The sequence below is a fragment of the Streptomyces sp. NPDC093018 genome, from assembly GCF_040684035.1.
Classification (GTDB): domain Bacteria; phylum Actinomycetota; class Actinomycetes; order Streptomycetales; family Streptomycetaceae; genus Streptomyces; species Streptomyces murinus.
Map to the genome: position 1 here is coordinate 238,362 of NZ_JBFBFF010000009.1, position 21,366 is coordinate 259,727.

The 21,366-nt window shown below is 71.3% G+C and carries 12 protein-coding genes; 5 read left to right on the plus strand and 7 right to left on the minus strand.

Annotated features, from left to right (window positions below; translation table 11 throughout):
* Window positions 1-13: 13 nt before the first annotated feature.
* From AB0N90_RS21670 to AB0N90_RS21700, 7 genes are all read right to left on the minus strand, one after another.
* The gene (locus AB0N90_RS21670; RefSeq protein WP_361678777.1) at window positions 14-2,374 is read right to left on the minus strand and encodes a SpoIIE family protein phosphatase; all 2,361 of its coding nucleotides are present in this window, start codon (window positions 2,372-2,374) and stop codon (window positions 14-16) included.
* Window positions 2,375-2,514: 140 nt separating this feature from the next.
* Window positions 2,515-6,771 (minus strand): HAMP domain-containing protein, encoded by a 4,257-nt coding sequence (locus tag AB0N90_RS21675; protein ID WP_365198904.1) that lies wholly within the window; start codon window positions 6,769-6,771, stop codon window positions 2,515-2,517.
* A gap of 298 nt (window positions 6,772-7,069) precedes the next feature.
* Window positions 7,070-8,086 carry a LacI family DNA-binding transcriptional regulator gene (locus AB0N90_RS21680; RefSeq protein ID WP_361678399.1) on the minus strand — a complete coding sequence of 339 codons (1,017 nt, stop codon included), beginning with the start codon at window positions 8,084-8,086 and terminating at the stop codon, window positions 7,070-7,072.
* 26 nt (window positions 8,087-8,112) lie between these two features.
* Window positions 8,113-9,132, minus strand: coding sequence for an ABC transporter permease (locus AB0N90_RS21685; protein ID WP_365198907.1), 1,020 nt, complete (start codon window positions 9,130-9,132; stop codon window positions 8,113-8,115).
* Window positions 9,129-10,049, minus strand: coding sequence for an ABC transporter permease (locus AB0N90_RS21690; protein ID WP_365199141.1), 921 nt, complete (start codon window positions 10,047-10,049; stop codon window positions 9,129-9,131). The genes AB0N90_RS21685 and AB0N90_RS21690 overlap by 4 nt, the downstream gene beginning before the upstream one ends.
* Before the next feature lie 44 nt (window positions 10,050-10,093).
* Window positions 10,094-11,830, minus strand: coding sequence for a sugar ABC transporter ATP-binding protein (locus tag AB0N90_RS21695; protein WP_365198909.1), 1,737 nt, complete (start codon window positions 11,828-11,830; stop codon window positions 10,094-10,096).
* A 35-nt stretch (window positions 11,831-11,865) separates the two neighbouring features.
* The gene (locus AB0N90_RS21700) at window positions 11,866-12,984 is read right to left on the minus strand and encodes an ABC transporter substrate-binding protein (RefSeq protein WP_365198910.1); all 1,119 of its coding nucleotides are present in this window, start codon (window positions 12,982-12,984) and stop codon (window positions 11,866-11,868) included.
* Window positions 12,985-13,467: 483 nt separating this feature from the next.
* Between AB0N90_RS21700 and AB0N90_RS21705 the strand changes: the two genes are divergently transcribed.
* The 5 genes from AB0N90_RS21705 to AB0N90_RS21725 all read left to right on the plus strand — a co-directional run bounded on the left by AB0N90_RS21705 (window position 13,468) and on the right by AB0N90_RS21725 (window position 21,243).
* The gene (locus tag AB0N90_RS21705; RefSeq protein WP_365198912.1) at window positions 13,468-15,360 is read left to right on the plus strand and encodes an arabinofuranosidase catalytic domain-containing protein; all 1,893 of its coding nucleotides are present in this window, start codon (window positions 13,468-13,470) and stop codon (window positions 15,358-15,360) included.
* A 235-nt stretch (window positions 15,361-15,595) separates the two neighbouring features.
* Window positions 15,596-16,603, plus strand: a complete 1,008-nt coding sequence (locus AB0N90_RS21710; protein WP_365198913.1) for a LacI family DNA-binding transcriptional regulator — start codon at window positions 15,596-15,598, stop codon at window positions 16,601-16,603.
* 222 nt (window positions 16,604-16,825) lie between these two features.
* Window positions 16,826-18,676 carry a gamma-glutamyltransferase gene (ggt, locus tag AB0N90_RS21715; protein WP_365198914.1) on the plus strand — a complete coding sequence of 617 codons (1,851 nt, stop codon included), beginning with the start codon at window positions 16,826-16,828 and terminating at the stop codon, window positions 18,674-18,676.
* Window positions 18,677-19,012: 336 nt separating this feature from the next.
* Window positions 19,013-19,783, plus strand: a complete 771-nt coding sequence (gene uppS, locus AB0N90_RS21720) for a polyprenyl diphosphate synthase (protein ID WP_365198916.1) — start codon at window positions 19,013-19,015, stop codon at window positions 19,781-19,783.
* Window positions 19,784-19,785: 2 nt separating this feature from the next.
* Window positions 19,786-21,243 carry an oxygenase MpaB family protein gene (locus tag AB0N90_RS21725; protein WP_365198919.1) on the plus strand — a complete coding sequence of 486 codons (1,458 nt, stop codon included), beginning with the start codon at window positions 19,786-19,788 and terminating at the stop codon, window positions 21,241-21,243.
* The last annotated feature ends 123 nt before the right edge of the window (window positions 21,244-21,366 follow it).

The following is a 21,366-nucleotide window of genomic DNA, read 5'->3' on the forward strand; positions in this document are numbered from 1 at the left end:
CGCGACGCGGCCCTCAGTCCACCCGGATCCCCACGATGCACGTGTCGTCGTCGGTGTCCGACCTGCTGTACGTGAGCAGTCTGTCCAGTTGCTGGTCCAGGGTGCGGGGGCCTGAGCGGGCGGTGTGCAGGAGGTGGGTGAGGGATTCCTCGACCGAGCGGTCGCGGCGTTCGATCAGGCCGTCGGTGTACATGAGGAGGGTGTCGCCCGCGGCCAGCCGGAGTTCCGTCTCCTCGTAGACCGCCTCGGGGAGCGCGCCCAGCAGCAGGCCGCTGAGGGTGGGCAGCGGGGTGGCCTCCTGGCCGCGGACCAGGACGGGGGGCAGATGCCCGGCCCGTGCCCAGCGCAGGGTGCGGTTCTCGCCGTCGTACAGGCCGCAGACGGCGGTCGCGGTGACGGCGCCCGTCAGATGGTGGGCGACGATGTTCAGCCAGGACAGCAGTTGTGCCGGGCCTGCCCCGGTGACGGCGAGGCCGCGCAGCGCGTTGCGCAGGACGACCATGCTGGTGGCCGCCTCGATGCCGTGTCCCGCGACGTCGCCGACGCACAGCAGGACGAGTCCCGAGGGCAGCACCACGGCGTCGTACCAGTCGCCGCCGACCAGATGCTCGGTCTCGGCCGGCCGGTAGCGCACCGCCACCTGGAGGCTGGGCACCCGCAGCGGTGCCTGGGCCGGAGGCATGATCGCGTGCTGGAGCTGGAGGGCGAGCCGGTTGCGTTCGGCGGCCTGCTGCTCGGTGTGGGCGAGTTGGTCGCGGGTCGCGGCGAGGGCGACCTCGGTCCAGTGCTGGGCGGAGATGTCCTGGTAGGCGCCGCGCACACCGAACAGCTGGCCGTCGGTGTCGAGGACCGGTTCGGCGACCAGGCGCATGTGCCGGGACACCCCGTCCGGCCGCTGCAGCCGGAACGCCGCCGAGGCCGGCCGGTGATGGTGCAGCAGGGTGCGCAGGAACCGCCCGATCTGGACGGCGTCGTCCGGATGGGAGTAGGCCGGCAGCTCCTCCAGGGCGACCGGGGAGCTCGTGGCGGGGCGGCCGTAGAGGCTGAACAGCTGGCCGTTCCAGGTGATCTCGCCGGTCAGCAGGTTCTCCTCGAAGCCGCCGATCCGGCCGAGCCGCTGGGCGTGCTGGAGCAGGCTGGCCAGGCGCGCGGTCTCGTCCTCGATGCGCCAGATGAGCAGCAGACTGGAGCCGTGGCGGCTGATGCTGATGTCGGCGACCGCGGAGAGCGGGACCTGGTCGACCAGCGCGGTGAGCCGTACCCGCTGGGCGCGGAAGGGTTCGCCGGTGGCGTAGACCCGCTCCACGCGCTGGAACAGCTCGCTGGTGCCGGCCGCCATCGGGTACGCCTCCAGCAGCAGGGCGCCGCCGATGACGGCCCGCGGCCGGCCCGCCGGGTCGAGGAAGCGGCTGTTGACGTGCTGGATGCGGAAGTCGACGAGCAGGCCCGCGTCGTCGAGGTGCGGCACCAGTACCAGGGCCGGGTCGTGCAGTCCGTCCGCGAGGTCCATCAGCTCCGCCACGTCCGGCATCACCCGGGATTCCGGGCGGGGCACGGCGGAGGGCACGAAGTCGTCCAGGGTGTGCGCGCACAGTTCGGCGAGTGTCTCCACCTGACGCAGCACCGGGCGCGGCAGCGGCTCCTCGGGCTTGGGCCAGGCGATCTCCAGGACGCCGTGGATACGGCCGCCCGCACCGGCGGGTACGGCGATCCGGGCGCCGTCGGTGTAGTCGCGCCGCCCGATGGTGGGCAGCCCGGACTCGGCGAGCGAGGGCAGCCACTGTCCGCCGGGCTCGGTCAGGCCGCTGCGGGCCACCGTGGCCACGTCCGGCGGGACGTAGCACCAGCGGGCCGCCTCGGCCGCGGTGAAGCCCGCGCTGCCAGCCAGGGTCAGCGAACCGTCCGAGCCGGCCGCCCAGATGGCCACGGCGACGGCGCCGAGCGGACGCAGCGCGTGTTCGAGCAGGGAGGCGGCCATCGCCTCGGTGTCGTGGGCGGCCAGCACCCCGCTCTCGGCGGCGCGCAGCCGTACGGCGGCGGAGTCCTCGTCCGGGCCGCCGGGGTCGGCGGTCGTGGAGAGGAACGCCTCGGTCACCTCGGCGACCCGGTCCCTGGCCGCCTGGTTGATGACGTCCACCGCGAGTTCCAGCGGTGTCACCTGCGCCTGCTCGGTCAGTTCGGCGAGCTGCCGGGCGGCCTGAGCGGGCCCGCAGCCAAGGCGTTCGACCAGGATGCCCTTGGCCAGTTCGATCAGCGCCCGGCCCTCGGCCTCCGCCTGCGCGGTGCGCACCTCGCGGCGCAGCCGCTCCACGGTGGCGGCGAGCCTGCCCACCGGGGAGTTCGCGGGCACGTCGGCCACCGCCGCCGCGTCCACCGGCGGCAGCGGGGCGGGCTGGGCCGGGACACCGTTCGACGGTTCGAGCGGTGCCCCGGGGTCGGCGGACGGCTGGATGTTCACCGGACGGGTACTCCTCGGCCTGCGGAAGGACGGCTGTGCGGTGTCGTTGTCCGGCTTCATGCGGGCAGCCAGCGCCGGACGCAGGCGATGAGGTCACGGGTGTCCACCGGTTTGGTGACGTAGTCGCTGGCGCCGGAGGCGAGGCTCTTCTCCCGGTCGCCCTGCATCGCCTTCGCGGTGACGGCGATCACCGGCAGGTCCGTGTACCGGGGCATGCTGCGGATCTCGGCGGTGGCGGCGTAGCCGTCCATCTCGGGCATCATCACGTCCATCAGGACCAGTTCGATGTCCGGGTTGTTCAGCAGCGTCTCGATGCCCTTGCGGCCGTTCTCGGCGTGCAGGACGCAAAAGCCGTGCAGTTCGAGGATGCCGCTGAGCGCGAAGAGGTTGCGCGCGTCGTCGTCGACGACGAGGACGGTACGGCCGCGGGTGTGCTCGTCGATCAGGTCCGGGGTGTGCTGGAGTTCCTCGCCGCGGACGAAGGTGAGCACCTCGCCGGGTTCCTCGGCGGACAGGTGGAGGGCGATCCGCTCCCGCAGCTCGTCCAGGCTGGAGAGGTACTCCAGCGAGCCGCCCGGCTCCGCCTTTGGGTGTTCGGCGCGGTGGGAGCCGTTGTGCACCAGGACGGGGACGCCGGCGAGGGCGGAGTCGCCGTGCAGCGCCTGGAGGAACCGGGCCGACTCCCCGTCGGGGGCGCCCAGTTCGACGACGACGCAGTGGCAGGGTTCGGCGGCGAGGGCGCCGGCCGCCTCCTGGGCGCCGACCGCGGTGATGATGTCGACGGGGATGGCGTCGGCGCGGCCGTGGTCGAGGTCGCCGACGACGCTCTCGGCGACCAGGGTGAGCAGGCCGCGCGGCCGCTCCTCCACGACGAGCAGCCTGCGGGCGCGCTGCCGCTTGGCGGAGACGAGGGGCGGCGCCGCCTTGAGCTCGTGCGGGGCCGTCGCGTCCGGGTGGTCCTGTTCGGCCGGTTCCGTGGTGCCGCGGACGCCGCGCAGGTGTTCGTCGAAGTCGGGCCGGGCCACGGGCAGGAAGAGGGTGAAGGTGCTGCCCTTGCCCGGGGTGCTGTCGACGGTGACGGCGCCGCCGAGCAGATGGGCGATCTCCCGGGTGATGGACAGGCCGAGCCCGGTGCCGCCGTACTTGCGGCTGGTGGTGCCGTCGGCCTGCTGGAACGCGCCGAAGATGCTCTCCAGTTGCTGCTCCGGGATGCCGATGCCGGTGTCCTTCACCCGGAAGGCGACCACCGCGCCGCCGCGGACCACGGCACGGGGCACCTCGTCGTCGGCGGCGGGTTCGACGCGCAGTTCGACCCCGCCCTGTTCGGTGAACTTCACCGCGTTGGACAGCAGGTTGCGCAGGACCTGGCGGAGCCGGGAGTCGTCGGTGAGCAGGTCGGCGGGCGCTCCGGCCGACGTGGTGACGGTGAACCCGAGGCTCTTCTGCGAGGTCATCGGCCGGAAGGTGGCCTCGACGTACTCGATGAGCTGGCGCAGCGGGACCCGCTCCGGGGTGACGTCCATCTTGCCGGCCTCGACCTTGGACAGGTCGAGGATGTCGTTGATCAGCTGGAGCAGGTCGGAGCCCGCCGAGTGGATGATGCCCGCGTACTCGACCTGCTTCGGGGTGAGGTTGCGGGAGGGGTTCTGGGCGAGCAACTGGGCCAGGATGAGCAGGCTGTTGAGCGGGGTGCGCAGCTCATGGCTCATGTTCGCGAGGAACTCGGACTTGTACTTGGAGGCGAGCGACAACTGCTGGGCGCGCGCCTCCAGTTCCTGGCGGGCCTGCTCGATCTGGAGGTTCTTGCCCTCGATGTCGCGGTTCTGGTCGGCGAGCAGCGAGGCCTTCTCCTCCAGTTCGGCGTTGGAGCGCTGGAGTTCCTCCTGCTGGGCCTGCAACTCGGCGGAGCGGGCCTGGAGTTCGCTGGTCAGACGCTGGGACTCTTCGAGCAGTTCGTCGGTGCGGGCGTTGGCGACGATCGTGTTGACGTTGACGCCGATGGTGTCCACGAGCTGCTGGAGGAAGTCCCGCTGCACGGTGGTGAACCGGGTGACGGAGGCCAGCTCGATGACGCCGAGCACCTGCTCCTCGAAGAGGATGGGCAGCAGCAACAGCGCGGTGGGCTCGGTCTGTCCGAGTCCGGAGGAGATGGTGACGTACCGGGGCGGCAGTTCGTCGACCGCGATCGTACGGCGGCTGCGCGCGGCCTGGCCGACCAGGGAGCGGCCGAAGGGGATGCGTTCGGGGCGCTCGTCCTGGTCGGGGCGGCCGTAGTCGCCGACGAGCCGCAGCTCGGGGCCGGCGGCGCTGTCCTCGGCGAGGTAGAAGGCGCCGTACTGGGCGGACACCTGGGGCACCAGCTCGTCCATGATCAGCTCGGCCACGACGCGCAGGTCGCGGTGGCCCTGCATGAGGCCGGAGAGCCGGGCGAGGTTGGTCTTGAGCCAGTCCTGTTCCTGGTTGGCCCGGGTGGTCTCGCGCAGCGACTCCACCATGGAGTTGATGTTGTCCTTGAGGTCGGCGACCTCGCCGGAGGCGTCGACGGTGATGGAGCGGGTGAGGTCGCCCTCGGCGACGGCGCTGGCGACGTCGGCGATGGCGCGGACCTGCCGGGTGAGGTTCCCGGCGAGTTCGTTGACATTCTCGGTGAGCCGCTTCCAGGTGCCGGAGACGCCCTCGACCTCGGCCTGGCCGCCGAGCCGGCCCTCGGTGCCCACCTCGCGGGCGACGCGGGTCACCTCGTCGGCGAACGCCGACAGCTGGTCCACCATCGTGTTGATGGTCGTCTTCAGTTCGAGGATCTCGCCGCGCGCGTCGACGTCGATCTTCTTCGACAGATCGCCCTTGGCCACGGCGGTGGTCACCAGCGCGATGTTGCGCACCTGGCCGGTGAGGTTGTTGGCCATGGAGTTGACGTTGTCGGTGAGGTCCTTCCAGGTGCCGGCCACATTGGGCACATGGGCCTGACCGCCGAGCCGGCCCTCGGTGCCCACCTCGCGGGCGACACGGGTCACCTCGTCCGCGAACGCCGACAGGGTGTCGACCATGGTGTTGATGACGTCGGCGAGCGCGGCGACCTCGCCCTTGGCCTCCACCATGATCTTCTGCGAGAGGTCGCCCTTGGCGACGGCCGTGGCCACCTGGCTGATGGAGCGGACCTGGCCGGTGAGATTGGAGGCCATCACATTGACGTTGTCGGTGAGGTCCTTCCAGGTGCCGGCGACTCCTCGCACCTGTGCCTGGCCGCCGAGGCGGCCCTCGGTGCCCACCTCGCGTGCTACGCGCGTCACTTCGTCGGCGAACGCGGACAGCTGGTCCACCATCGTGTTGATGGTGCTCTTCAGCTCCAGGATCTCGCCCCGGGCATCCACCGTGATCTTCTGCGACAGATCACCCTGCGCCACCGCGGTGGCCACCTGGGCGACATTGCGGACCTGGTTGGTCAGGTTTCCGGCCATGAAGTTGACCGAATCCGTGAGGTCCCGCCAGGTGCCCTTCACTCCCTTGACATCGGCCTGGCCGCCGAGGCGGCCCTCGGTGCCGACCTCGCGTGCTACCCGCGTCACTTCGTCGGCGAACGCGGACAGCTGGTCCACCATCGTGTTGATGGTGCTCTTCAGCTCCAGGATCTCGCCCCGGGCATCCACCGTGATCTTCTGCGACAGATCACCCTGCGCGACGGCCGTCGTCACCTGGGCGACGTTGCGGACCTGGGCGGTGAGGTTTCCGGCCATGAAATTGACCGAATCCGTGAGGTCCCGCCAGACCCCGGCGACACCCGGGACCTGCGCCTGACCGCCGAGCCGACCCTCGGTGCCGACCTCGCGGGCTACGCGGGTCACCTCGTCGGCGAACGCCGAAAGCTGGTCGACCATCGTGTTGACGGTCTCCTTCAGCTGAAGGATCTCGCCGCGCGCCGGGACGTCGATCTTCTGCGACAGGTCACCCTTGGCGACCGCGGTGGCCACCTGGGCGATGTCGCGGACCTGGGTGGTGAGGTTGCCCGCCATCGCGTTGACCGAGTCGGTCAGGTCGGCCCAGGTGCCCGAGACCCCCGGCACCTGCGCCTGGCCGCCGAGGGTGCCCTCGGTGCCCACCTCGCGGGCCACGCGGGTGACTTCGGAGGTGAACACGGACAGCTGGTCGATCATGCCGTTGAAGACGGTGGCGATGTCGCCCATGAGCCCCGGGGAATCGTCCGGCAGCCGGGTGCCGAAGTCCCCGTCACGGACCGCGGTCAATCCCGCGAGCAGTCTTCTCAGTTCCTCGTCGCCCGGTACCGCGTCGGTCGTCCCGGTCGCCTTGCCGGCCATGCGCGCCTCAATTCCGCACCCCAAGGAGCCCTCGGTAGGGGAGGGCTCGGAACCATCGCCGGGCACGCGGCCTGACCCGGCGGTTCACGTGTGCATTTCCCCAGTTCACGGATTTACACGAGGGGAAAATACGCCGCAGGTTAACCCAGTCCCCCGGCCTCGCACAAAAGCCGCCGCCGACCCCGGACGGTCAGGGAATCGATCGACGGCCGGATGGGTACGAGCACGGTTCGGGCCGCGGGGAGTGCGGCCCGCCGGTGTCGGCGGGCCGGCGGGGCGTGGCGGGGAGCGCCCCGCCTCAGCCGCGGCGTTCCACCGTGGACTCCCGCACCACGAGTTCGAAGCCCGGCAGGATGCGGCGTGGGACCGGTGCGGTGCGGGCGGCGATGCGTTCCACGACACAGTCGACGGCGATCTGGGCGATGGCGCGTTTGTCGGGGGCGACGGTGGTCAGCGCGACGGCCGCGTAGCGGGCCTCCTCGATGTCGTCGAAGCCGGCGACCGCGATGTCCTGGGGGACGCGCAGTCCGCGTCTGGCCAGGACGCGCATGGCGCCGAGGGCGACGAGGTCGTTGAAGGCGAAGACGGCGTCCGGCCGTTCACCCCGGTCCAGGAGGGCGGCCATGGCCACGGCGCCGTCCTGGCGGTCGTAGCCGTCGGTGGCCATGACCAGTGGCTCGGGTGGTCGCAGACCGGCGGCGGTGTGTGCCTCGCGCCATCCGCGCAGCCGCAGGTGCGCGGGCTCCCGTGCGCTCTCGTGGCGGGCGCCGAGGAAGGCCACGCGGCGGCGGCCGGTGTCGAGTAGGTGCTGCACCGCGGCGCGTGCCGCCGCCACGTTGTCGATGGCGATGTGGTCGAAGGGGGCGTCGTACTCGCGCTCCCCGAGGAGCACCAGGGGCGAGGTGTCCGTGCGGCCGAGCAGGTCCTCCGTCGCCAGCCGGATCGGGCTGAGGATGAGGCCGTCGATGATCTGCGCGCGAAAGCCCTGGCAGACGAGGATCTCCTTCTCCCGCAGTCCCGCCGTGTGGTCGAGCAGCACGGTGTAGTCGTGCCGGGCGGCCGCGTCGATGACGGCTCCGGCCACCTCGGAGAAGTACGGGTTGCCCAGTTCGGGGACGGCCAGCGCGATGATGCCGGTGCGGCCGTTGCGCAGATGGCGGGCGACGAGGTTGGGCCGGTAGCCGAGTTCGTCGATGGCCCGCTGCACCCGGGCCCGGGTGCGGGGGGAGACATGGACATAGTTGTTCACGACGTTCGACACAGTCTTGACGGAAACCCCGGCGCGCTGTGCGACGTCCTTCAGGCTGACGCCCACGGGACTCCTTCGGTAGGTCGGTGGCGTCAGTCCGGCTGCCGGGTGCGGCTGAGCAGGGTCTGGACGAGGACCACGACGGCCAGGAACGCGCCGTTGACCGTGTCGGTGAACGCGGAGCCGTACTGGGAGAAGTAGTGGTCGATCAGGTTGTGGATGACGGCCAGCACCAGTACGCCGCTCGCCGTGCCGCCGATGGAGCCGCTGCCGCCGGTCAGCAGCGTGCCGCCGATCACCACCGAGGCGATGGCGGTGAGTTCGTAGCCGATGCCGATGGTGGTGACGCCGGAACCGAGGCGGGCGCTGCCGAGCGCGCCGGCGGTCGCGGCGAGGGTGGCGGACAGGACGTGGACGAGGACCTTGGTGCGGGCCACGGGGAGGCCCATGAGCGTGGCGGCGTTCTCGTTGCCGCCCAGCGCGGTGACCGTGGCGCCGAACCGGGTGCGGGTGAGCAGCAGCGCGCCGCCCCCGAACAGGGCCGCCACGAGGAGGACCGGCACCCAGGTGCCGTCGCCCAGGCGGCGGAAGGCGGAGTCGGCGGGGACGAGATAGGTGGTGGCCCCCTCGTTCGTCAGTGCCTGGAGCAGGCCGCGCGCGCCGAGCAGTCCGGCGAGGGTGACGATGAAGGGCGCCATCCGGGCACGGGCGACGAGCAGTCCCTGCGCGGTGCCCCACAGCGCCCCGACCGCCAGGGGCAGGGTGACGGCGAGCCAGGTGCCGCCGGTGTGCGCGCCGTAGGCGCCGAGCACCCCGCCCAGCGCGTACACGGAGCCGACGGACAGGTCGATGCCGCCGGTGAGGATGACGAAGGTCATGCCCAGCGCCAGCAGCCACACGAAGGCGTTGTTGCCGAGGATGCTGGAGACGTTGGACCAGGTGGCGAAGGTGGACGAGGTCGCGGAGGCGAGGGCGACCATCAGCACCAGCACGGCCGGCGCGCCCCGGCGCTGGATGTGGGAGGCCAGGCGTTCGCGCAGGACGGCCGGCCGCGCGGCGTCGGACGCCGGGCGCGGCGGCCGGGTGGCGGGCCGCAGGGCGGCGGGGGTCATCGGGTACCTCGCTCCTGTGAGGCGTAGACCGCGAGGCAGATGATGACGGCCTCCACGAGTTGGGTGTACGACGTGTGCACGTTGTGCTGGGTGAGGACCGCGGTGATGAGCTGCATGAACAGCGCACCGGCCACGGTGCCGAGGACCCGGACCCGGCCGCCGGTGAGCGGGGTGCCGCCGACCACGACGGCGGTGATGGCGTTGAGCTCCATGTTGAGGCCCTGGTTGGCGGGGTCCGCCTCGGCGCCGTGCCCGACGATCAGCGCGCCGGCGAGGGCGGCGAGGACGCCGGACAGGACGTAGACGGTGACGAGCACCCGGCGCACCGGCAGACCGGCCAGTTTGCTCGCCCGGCGGTTGTCGCCGATGGCCATCAGCTGCCGGCCGAAGGTGGTCCGGCGTACCAGCAGCGCGGTCAGCACGGCGCACGCCCCGGCGATCCACGCCATGACGGGGACACCGGCGAACCCGTCCGAACCGAGGCCCAGCAGCCCGGCATCGGTGACCGGCTTGGCGGAGTTGCCGTTGATCAGCTCGGCGACGCCCCGCAGTCCGATCATCAGCGAGAGGGTGGCGACGATCGGCTGGATACGGGCGAGGGCGACCATGGTGCCGCCGATCGCGCCGCAGACCGCGCCGCAGACCAGGGCGATCAGCACCGCGAGGGGCGCTCCGTAGCCGAGGTAGAGGGGGACGACCGAGGCGGCGAGTGCGATGACGGCGCCGACCGAGAGGTCGACGCCCTCCGTGCCGATGACCAGGGCCATGCCGAGGGCGACGATCAGGGTGGGGGCGGCCTGGAAGAGCTGGATGCGGACGTTGCCCGCGGAGAGGAACGAGCTGTCCAGGGCGGCGGCCACGACGAACAGGAGGAGCAGCGCGGCGTAGACGCCGTACGACTGGAGCAGGCGGGTCAGCCGGGCCCGGTCCGGCGGGCCGGGGGCGGCTCAGGCCGTGGGGGTCATCGGGACTCCTCCTTCGTCACGGCCGGGGCGGCCGGGCGTCCTTGGGCCTGCGTCGGGTTGCCGTCGGGGGCCGGTGCGGGGGCTTCGCCGTTCAGGTCCTCGCCGTGCAGGTCCTCGCCGTTCAGGTCCGCGGAGGACGGGGCGGCGGCGAGCGTGTCCAGCACGGTCTGCTCGGTGATGTCCTCGCCCCGGAGATGGCCGACCGCCCGCCCGTCCTTGAGGACGACGAGCCGGTCCGAGCCCTCGATCAGTTCCTCCAGGTCCGAGGAGATCAGCAGCACCCCGAGTCCCTGTTCGGCGAGTTCGTCGATGAGCGCCTGCACCTCGGCCTTGGCGCCCACGTCGATGCCCCGGGTGGGTTCGTCCAGGAGCAGCACCTTGGGGTCCAGGCACAGCCAGCGGGCCAGCAGCACCTTCTGCTGGTTGCCGCCGGACAGGTCGCTGACCTTCTGGTCGGGACCGGCCGCCTTGATGCGCAGCCGCTCCATGAAGAAGCGGACGACGTCGTCCTGTCTGGCCCCCGAGACCACACCGGCGCGGGCGAGCCGGGGTAGCAGGGCCAGGGAGATGTTCTCCCGGACGGAGAGGTTGGGCAGGATGCCCTCGGTCTTGCGGTCCTCGGCGAGCATCACGACGCCGGCCCTGATGGCGGCGGCCGGGCTCCGGCGGGCGAGGGGGACGCCGTCCACCTCGACGGTGCCGCCGTCGGTGGCGAGGGCGCCGGTGATCGCCTTGGCGGTCTCGCTGCGGCCCGCGCCGAGCAGCCCGCCGAGCCCGACGACCTCGCCGTGGTGGATGTCGAGGCCGACATCGTGGATCCTGTGGCGGACCGTCAGGCCGGTGGCGCGCAGCACCGGAGCGGCCTCGGGCCCGCCGTCTCCGCTGTCTCCGCCGTCTCCGCCGTCTCCGTTCTGCTGACCGTGCCGGCCGGTACCGAACGCCGTTGCGCCCTTGGTCCGCACAGCGGCCATCTCCCGGCCGAGCATCAGCGAGATGAGCTTCAGCCGTTCCAGTCCGGCCATGGCACCGGTGTGCACGACCGCGCCGTCGCGCAGCACGGTGAAGCGGTCGCAGATCTCGTACAACTCGTCGAGGCGATGGCTGACGTAGACGACGGCGATGCCCTGGCTCCGCAGGCCGCGGATCACCGAGAAGAGGGTCTCGACCTCGCGGGGTTCCAGCGAGGAGGTCGGCTCGTCCATCACGACCACGCGGGCGTCGGTGCGCACCGCGCGGGCCAGGGCCACCATCTGCTGGGCGCCGAGACCGAGGCTGCCGAGCGGGCGGGTGACGTCCACGTCGACGCCGTAGCGCTTGAGCGTCTCGCGGGCGATGCGGTTGACGGCCCGTACGTCGACCAGGCCGAAGCGGCGCGGCTCGCGGCCCAGGCACAGATTGCGGGCCACCGACATCAGCGGGACGAGGTTCACCTCCTGGTAGATCGCGGAGATGCCGGCCGTCTGCGCCTCCAGGGGGTTGCGGAAGGCGCGGTCCTCGCCCGCGAGGCGGACCCGCCCCGCGTCCGGCCGGTACACACCGGTCATCACCTTGATCAACGTGGACTTTCCGGCGCCGTTCTCGCCGATGAGCGCGTGCACCTCACCGGGGCACAGCCGGAAGTCCACCCCGCGCAGGGCGTGGACGCCCGCGAAGCTCTTGTCGACCTCGGCGACTTCGAGGATCCAGTCGCTGCGAGGTGCCCGGCCCTGCTGGACCAACGTCTTCCTCCTCATGCGGGCCGCCGCCTGCCTCGCCTTTCGGCCGTGGCTCAGTAGACGAGGCCCTGGTCGAGGGCCTGCTTGGCGTTGTCGGCGGTGAAGTGGCCGTCCTTGATGATCACCTTGGGCTGTACGCCGGTGGTGCCGTAGAAGTCCTGGAGCGCCTGGAAGGCCAGCGGGCCGAAACGCGGGTTGGTCTCGATGTCGGAGACCATCTGACCGGCGCCGACGTTCTTCACGGCCTGCTCGATGCCGTCGATGGAGACGACCTTGACGTCCTTGCCGGGTGTCTTGCCCGCGGACCTGATGGCCTGGATCGCGCCGAGCGCCATCTCGTCGTTCTCCGCGTAGACGGCGTTGATGTCCGTGTGGGACTGGAGCAGTTGCTCCATCACCTTCTGGCCGTCGGTCTGGGCGAAGTTGCCGGTCTGGGAGGCGACGACCTTCATCTTCGGGTACTTCGCCCTGGCCCGGTCCTCGAAGCCCTTGGTCCGGTCGGTGGTGACGTTGTTGCCGGGGGTGCCGGTGAGGATGGCGACATGGGCGTCGCCGCCCCCGGTGGCGCCGGCGAGGTCATCGGCCGCGAGCTGCGCCTGGTGGTAGAAGTCCGAGCCGATGAAGGCCATGAAGTCCGTGCAGGCGGTGCCGCCGACGGTGCGGTCGATGGTGAGCACGGGGATCTTGGCGGACTTGGCCTTGGCCAGGGCGGGGCCGAGCCCGTCGGAGTTCTCCGGCGCGACGATCAGGGCCTTGGCGCCCTGCGCGATCATGTCCTCGATCTGCGAGTTCTGGGTGTTGACGTCCGCGTTGGCATTGCGCTCGATGAGCTTGACACCGAGCTTCTCGGCCTGCTGCTCGATGCTCTTGGTCTCGGTGGCGCGGAAGGGGTTGCTGGTCGACTCCGACTGGGAGAAGCCGACGATCGTTTTGCCGTCGGTGAGGTCCAGCCGGGGGACGCCGCCGCCGTAGGTCTTGTAGGTGCAGCCGGGGCCCGCCGCCGAGGGTGAGGCGACCTGCTGGGAGGCGGCCGAGTCGTTGTTCGAGGCAGCCGAGGCGTGCACGTCACCGCCGGAGGAGGAGTCCGACTTGGTGCATCCGGTGGCGGCCAGGCACAGGCCGGCGGTGAGCACTGCGGCGGTAAGGGCCTTGGCTCGGGAGGAGACGTTCACGCGCCGATCACATCCTCAACGATGCAACGAAGGGGCGGGGGCTGAAGAGACGAGGCCACCTGGACCCTCGATCGCGGAGGGTGGTGCGACAGGCGGGCTTTTCAACGTTGTAGACATTGAGGGAACGTCAAACCCGATGTCAACCCGCGGTACGCAACTCTTCGAGTGGGGCGTTCCGTTCGCGTGCAGGGTGCTCGGCAACGGCTCCCGGGCACCCGAAGTTTGCGGCTGGCAGGCTTCGAGTGCCGCCAACTCCCTTATGAACAGCGGGTTTACGACCCGTCGCAGGATCGCGGCCGGGTGTGCGTCCGGATTCACGCACAGGGATGGACGCCCCCGTGAGGGCTGTGCTGTCATGTGGCGGATCCCGTTTACAACGTTGGTAGAGCCCGGTGCCATGAAGGCGCCGAGCCGAGTGCGCCTGCCGCCGCCTCGGCAGGTCGAGCTCCATTCCCCCCTCTCCCCCAGCACCGGGAGCACACCATGCGCAGAGAAAAATCCACCGCAGGAGGCGGTCTCCGCCGCGCCGCGCGGTGGGCGCTCCGCCGTCCCCTGCGGCATCTGCTGTCCGCCGTCGCGGCGATCGGGCTCGTCCTCGGGGCCCTGATCGCCCTGCCGGGCGTCTCGCAGGCCGCGGGCTCGCTGCCGTGCGACATCTACGGCGCGGCCGGCACCCCCTGTGTCGCCGCGCACAGCACGACGCGCGCCCTGCTGTCGTCGTACAACGGCCCGCTGTACCAGGTCACGCGTGCCTCGGACGGGGCCCGCGCGGACATCGGGCTGCTGTCCGCGGGCGGCTACGCCAACGCCGGCCAGCAGGACACGTTCTGCCAGAACACCACCTGCCGGATCACCAAGGTCTACGACCAGACCTCGCGGCACAACGACCTGACCCCGGGCCCGGCCGGCACCTCCGGCATGGGCGCCGACCGCGGCGCCGACGCGAGCGAGATCGCGGTGACGGCGGGCGGGCACAAGGTGTACGGCATCTGGGTCTCGCCGGGGGTCGGCTACCGCTACACCGGGGTGGCCTCCGGCGTCGCGGTCGACGGGCAGCCCGAGGGCGCCTACATGGTGGCCAGCGGGACGCATGTCGGCTCCGACTGCTGCTTCGACTACGGCAACGCGGAGAGCACCCCGGCCGACACCGGCAACGGTCACATGGACGCCGTGTCCATCGCCACCACGTGCTACTTCGCACCGTGCACCGGGTCGGGGCCGTGGATCGAGGCCGACATGGAGAACGGCATGTTCCAGGGCGACAACGGCTCCAACACCGCCAACCGGGGCAACAACAGCCCGTTCGTCACCGCCGTGTTGAAGAACGACGGGCAGACCAAGTACGCGCTCAAGGGCGGCAACTCCCAGTCGGGGGCGCTCAGTACATGGTGGGACGGCGGTCTGCCCACCCGCGCCGGCTACCGGCCCATGCACCAGGAGGGCGGCATCATCCTGGGCACGGGCGGTGACAACAGCAACTGGAACCGTGGCACCTTCTTCGAGGGCGTGATGGTCGCCGGCTATCCGACCGACGCCGCCGAGAACGCCGTCCAGTCGAACGTGGTCTCCGTCGGCTACTCCGGCGAGACGGACGTGCCCAACGGGCCCCAGGGCACGGTCACCGGACCGGGCGGCAAGTGCGTGGACGTCGCCGCCGACGACACCGGCACCAACGGCACGGCCGTACAGCTGTGGGACTGCCAGAACTGGGCCGAGGACCAGCACTGGCAGCACAACGCCGACGGCTCCCTCAGCACGATCGGCCGGTGCCTGGACATCGAGGGCAACGGGACGGCGAACGGCGCCAAGGTCGAGCTGTGGGACTGCGACGGCGTCGGCGGACAGAAGTGGGTGCAGCAGGCGGACGGATCGCTCCTCAACCCCCAGTCCGGCCGCTGCCTGGACTCCCCCAGCGGCGCGACCGCCAACGGCACCCGCCTGCAGATCTGGGACTGCAACGGCGCCGCAGCGCAGAAGTTCTCCGTCAACGGCGGTGCGCCGGTCGTCGGCACCGGGTCGAAGTGCGTCGACGTGGCCGCCGATGACAGCGGCGGCGACGGTACGGCCGTACAGCTGTGGGACTGCCAGTCCTGGGCCGTCGACCAGCACTGGTACCACAACGCCGACGGCTCGCTGCGCACCCTCGGCCGCTGCCTCGACATCAACGGCAACGGCACCGCGAACGGCACCCAGGTCGAGCTGTGGGACTGCGACGGCGTCGGCGGACAGAAGTGGGTGCAGCAGGGCGACGGATCGCTCCTCAACCCCCAGTCCGGCCGCTGCCTGGACTCCCCCAGCGGCGCGACCGCCAACGGCACCCGCCTGCAGATCTGGGACTGCAACGGATCCACCGCGCAGAAGTTCAAGCTGAGCTGATGGATCACCAATTCGCTGTGTGACATGCGGCGTTCCAGGGGTGCGGGAGCCCGCCACGGTTCCCGCACTCCGTTCCCCGTCTCCCGCCGGCGACCGGGCTTGCCAGGACGGAGCACGGCCCCGTATAACGTTGGAAAACCGGCATCGTCCCTTGCGGAGCGCCGGGTGCGGTCCGGTTGCCGGGCCTGGCAGGGTTCGTCGGCCCGGGGCTCCGGTCCGGGCGGGGAGGAACGTCGTGCGGGTGAGCCTCAAGGACGTCGCGTCGCACGCGGGTGTCTCCATCAAGACCGTGTCCAACGTGGTGAACGACCAACCGCATGTCACCCCCGCGATGCGGGCGCGCGTGCAGAAGTCGATCGACGAGCTCGGCTACCGGCCCAACCTCACCGCACGGCACCTGCGCAAGGGCCGGACCGGGATAGTCGCCCTGGCCCTGCCCGAGCTGGGCAATCCCTACTTCGCCGAGCTGGCCGCCGAGGTCGTCGACGCCGCCGCGGAGCACGACTACACCGTGCTGCTCGACCACACGGGCGGCCGCCGCGATCAGGAGACCCTGGTCTGCCAGGGTTTTCGCAGCCGGGTGATCGACGGCCTGATCCTCAGCCCCATCGAGCTGGAGGCGGACGATCTGCGCGAGCGAGCGCCCGTCCCGCTCGTCCTGCTCGGCGAGCGCGAGTACGACCTGCCCTACGACCACATCTCCATCGACAATGTCGCCGCCGCCCATGAGGCGGTGCGGCATCTGATCTCCCTGGGGCGGCGGGACATCGCCTTCCTGGGCGCCAGGCGCGGCCGCAGCCAGCCCGCCCATCTGCGGTTGCGCGGCTGGCGCGAGGAGCTGGACGCGGCGGGTCTCGTGGCCGACGACCGGCTGGTGGCCGCCACCGACGGCTGGGGCCACGCCGACGGGGCGGCGGCCATGGCGCGGCTGCTGGACGCGGGCCACCGTCCGGACGCGGTGTTCGCCTACAACGATCTCATCGCCATCGGCGCCCTGCGCGTGCTCTCCGAACGCGGGCTGCGCGTCCCCGAGGACGTCGCGGTCGTCGGGTTCGACGATGTGGTGGAGGGCCGCTTCGGCGCCGTCACCCTCACCTCGGTCTCCCCCGACAAGGCGTCCATCGCCAGGATGGCGGTCGAGTCCGTGCTCTCCCAACTCGACGGCGCCCCACGGCAGCAGGCCCGCCGGATCCACGCCGGCTACACCCTGGTGCACCGCGAGAGCACCCTCGGACACGATTGAACCCTCCGCCTCCGCCGCCCTCTTCGGGACGGGCTCACCAACAGGCCCTGCAACCTGGGGCGTTGGCCCCTCGCCCGCCTGCGAACCCCACCGTCGGGAAACCTCAGATCTTCCGCAAACCTTGATCCACGCGGTTGCCCGCCCCACGGCCGGCTGCAAGGGTTTCGCGCACCCCGCTCCCGTCGGCGACCCCCTCCCAGGAGGGGTGAAATCGGAGGTTTCGTGACCACCCGCCGTACCGTGGTGACCGCCGCTTCGACAGCGCTGCTCACTCTCCCCCTGCTCCCCCACACCGCCGCCGCCTCCCCCGCCACCGCCCCACAGAAGCCGTCTCCGGGCCTCCAGCCGCCCGCCAAGCAGGCGGTCGCCGTCGGCCACGGCGGTGCCGTCGCCAGCGTCAACCCGTACGCCACCCAGGTCGGGATCGACGTGCTGCGCCGCGGCGGCAACGCCATCGACGCCGCGGTCGCCACCGCCGCCGCGCTCGGTGTCGTCGAGCCCTACTCGTGCGGTGTCGGAGGCGGCGGCTACCTCGTCCACTACGACGCCCGCACCCGCACCGTCCACACCATCGACGGCCGGGAGACCGGACCGGCGCGTATGCGGTCCGACTCGTTCACCGACCCGGCCACCGGCAAGGCGATCCCGTTCGACGACGCGGTCAACTCCGGTCTGTCCGTGGGTGTTCCGGGTACCCCGGCGACCTGGCAAAAGGCGCTGGACACCTGGGGCACCATCTCGCCGGCCGAGGCCATGCGGCCGGCGATCCGGATCGCGGACGACGGGTTCGTCGTCAGCGAGCAGTTCCGCGCCCAGACCGAGATGAACGAGGCCCGCTTCCGCGACTTCACCCCGACCGCCCGGCTGTTCCTGCCGAACGGCCGGCTGCCGGTCGTCGGCACCCTGTTCCGCAACCCCGAACTCGCGCGGACCTACCGGGAATTGGCGCGTACGGGCATGGACGCCATGTATCTCGGGGACATCGGGCGGGACGTGGTGCGCACCGTGCAGAACCCGCCGGTGGCCCCGGGGTCCACGCGCACGGTGCGCCGCGGCCTCATGGAGCGCTCGGACCTCGCCGCCTACCGGGCGATCCTGCGCGCCCCGACCCGTACGACGTACCACGGGCTGGACGTCTGCTCCATGGCGCCGTCCTCCTCCGGCGGCACCACGGTCGGGGAGGCGCTGAACATCCTGGAGAACCTCCAGCTGTCCCCGGCCGACAAGGTGCGGGCGCTGCACGACTATCTGGAGGCCAGCCGGATCGCGTTCGCGGACCGCAACCGCTGGGTCGGCGACCCGGCGTTCTCCGACGTTCCCGCGCGGGAGCTGCTGGCGAAGGAGTACGCCAAGGACCGCGCCTGTCTGATCCGGCCCACCACCGCGCTGACCAGCCCCGTCGCCCCGGGCGACCCGCGCCACCCGGCGGGCTGCGCCGATCCGGGCAGCGGCGCGCCCGAACCGTACGAGGGCCGGTCGACCACCCATCTGGTGGTCTCCGACCGCTGGGGCAACGTCGTGTCGTACACGCTGACGATCGAGCAGACCGGCGGCTCGGCGATCACCGTTCCCGGTCGTGGGTTCCTGCTCAACAACGAGCTCACGGACTTCGACTTCACGCCCTTGCAGACGGGGGTGCCCGACCCGAATCTGCCGGGCGCGGGCAAGCGGCCGCGCAGCAGCATGGCGCCGACGATCGTGATGCGCGACGGCAGGCCCGTGATCGCCGTGGGCTCGCCGGGCGGCGCGACCATCATCACCACCGTGCTCCAGACCCTGGTCAACCGCCTCGACCTCGGCATGACGCTACCGGAGGCGGTCGCCGCGCCGCGTATCTCGCAGCGCAACGGCGCCGCCACGGAGGCCGAGCCCGCCTTCCTCGACTCACCGGACCGCCCCGCGCTCGAAGCGCTCGGCCAGCACTTCGTCCTCGCTCCCCCGGCCTTCACCCCGTCCCCGGAGATCGGCGCCGTCGCCGCGCTGGAGTTCGGCTCCCACGGGAGGGTCACGGCGGTCGCCGAGCCGAAGCGGCGCGACGGCGGCTCGGCCATGGTGGTCCACCCGGCCTCCTGAGCCGCGCCGGCTCAGCGCCGAGGCGATACGGACGACAGCGTGACCGTGACGGGGATGCCGGTACGTACTCCACCTGGGCCGTACCGGCATCCCGGCAGGCCGTGCGCAGACCACACCCAAGCCGTGCGCAGGCCTCCGGGCATGGTCAGACGCGTGTCGGCCGGCGCCTGACTCGAACACCTGCGCCAAGGGTGAATCTCCCCCTGCTGACCCGCCGCGCCCGGTCGCGGGGTGGCAGTCTGCCATGTGGTGATCAGCTCATACGCGCACATCAGGGCGGGTGGGGCTGACCCCTGGGTGGTGGGCGGTCGTCGTCGCGTGTGGTGGGGGGTAGGCATGGCGTCTCGGTCGGCCGTCGAGGGCTCGGGCTCCTTACCCGAGGGTTCCGGCAAGCGCCCGGTGCCTCGGCACGTCGCCTGTGTGATGGACGGGAACGGCCGTTGGGCGGCGCGGCGTTCGCTGCCGCGTACGGCAGGTCACCTGGCCGCGGAGAGTACGGTGATCGACGTCATCGAGACGGCGCGGTCGGCCGGGGTGGAGTGGCTGAGCCTGTACGCGTTCTCGACCGAGAACTGGCGCCGGCCCGATGCCGAAGTCGCCTTCCTCATGCAGCTGGTACGGCGCTCGGTGCGCAAGCATGCCCCGCTGTTGCAGGCGCGGGGGATCCGCTGCCGCTTCCTCGGCGTGACGCATCCGCGGATCCCTTCGGCGCTGGCCCAGGACTTCGCCGACCTGACGACCCTGACCGGCAGGAACAGGGGCATGACCCTGACCATCGCCTTCGACCACGGCGGGCGCCGGGACATCGTGGCGGCGGCACGGTCGCTGATCCGCGACGGGGTGCCGGCCGAGGCCGTGACCGAGGAGAGCTTCGCCGCCCATCTGCCCTTCCCCGACACACCGGACGTCGACCTGGTCATCCGCACCTCGGGGGAACAGCGGATCTCCAACTTCATGCTCTGGCAGGTCGCCTACGCCGAATGGGTCTTCCCGCCGGTCCTGTGGCCCGACTTCCGCGCATCGCACTTCCTTGAATGCCTGCACACCTATCAGCAGCGCCGGCGCCGCTTCGGTGGCCTGCCGCCGACGGAGAACGGAGAGCCGTGACCGTGAGCCACGCAGCCGACGACACCGCGCAGCCACCCTTGTTCGGGCCGGGTTCGCAGTTCCACGAGCTTTTCGACGACCCGCGCTGGGCCTTCGCCATGGTCCGTGCCACCGTGCTGGAGGCCGCGCACCCGCAGATCGGCGCCGCGCTGATCGACAACTCGACCTTCGTCACCCACCCTTGGCGCCGGTTGCGCAACACCTTCCTGAGTCTCCAGCGCATGTTCGGCGCCGACGACCAGGTGCGTGCCAAGGAGGCCGCACGCCTCAACCGACTGCACACCCGGCTGCAGGGAAGGGACGCGAACGACCGGCCGTACGACGCGATGGACCCCGGCGTACGGGCCTGGGTGGTCGCGACGCTGTTCGAAAGTGCCGTCACGATGTGCCGGTTGAGCGGCCGTCCGCTGCCACCGAGCGCCGTGGAGCGGCTGTACGGCGAATTCCGGGCGTATCACGCGGCCTTCGGCGACGAGACCGGACAACTACCGCTCTCCCTCACCGAGTTCTGGCCCTACTACGACCGGATGGTGGAGGAGGAGCTGGAGAACACCGAGGCGATGCGTATCATCCTCTACAAGCTCTTCGACCACCTCCCCGCTCCCCCGCTGCTCCACGGCCTTCCCACTCTGTGGGCGCTCGGGCGTGCCGTCGTCGGCCCTGCCCTCGGAGCGATCACGGTGGCCTCCCTCCCCGAATCCTTCCGGCGCCGGGCCGGCCTGCCGGAACTGCTCGGTGCGAAAACCCTGATGCAGGGCGCCTATCTGACCGTCGACCTGGCCCGCTTCCTGCCCGAGGGCTGGCTACAGGCCCAGAACATCGCCGACCTGCTGGCCCTCTCCCCCAGCAGCGACGACCCCCGGGCCAGGACCGTCACGGCCCTGCACGAGCGGATGCGGCGGGCCGGCGCCCTGCTCCGCCTCATCGCCCCCACGTCCTTCCAACCCGCCCCCGCGGCACCGCCGTCGGGACAGCGCAGTGCGGAGGAGTTCTTCCGCGACGTACTCGACCAGACCGGCGACGGTTACCTCACCTGGCCCGATCTCGCCGCGATGGCACGGGAGTTGTCCGGGCGCCTCGATCTGGACGAACCCGCGGAGACCCGGCTCTACGACGCCTTCGCCGACTGGTGGCGCGAACTCCAGACGGCCCTGGACACCGACGGCGACGGCCGTGTCAGCGCCGAGGAGTACGCCGCGGCCGCGCCCTCCCTGGCCGGACCCGCGCTGATCAGGACCGCCGAAGTCCTCTTCGACGCCACCGACAAGGACGGCGACCAGCGCATCGACGAGGCCGAGTACCGCGCCCTGTTCCGCACCGCGTTCCACCGCGACACCGCCGGCGAAGCCACCGACGACACCGCCGTCTTCACCCGCGGTGCCTTCGTCCGCGACTTCCTGTCCTTCATGTCCGGCCGCCGGCTCTCCACCCCTTACGACCCCCTCCTCGCCGAGGCCTGAACCCCGGCCCCGGCGGCGGGTGTCAGTGGACCTGACCCACACAAATCGGATCGGCGAAGTACGACCAATTCGAACGACGGCTATCCGACGCTCCTGTGCATGTCCAACCGTTTCCGCTGTCAC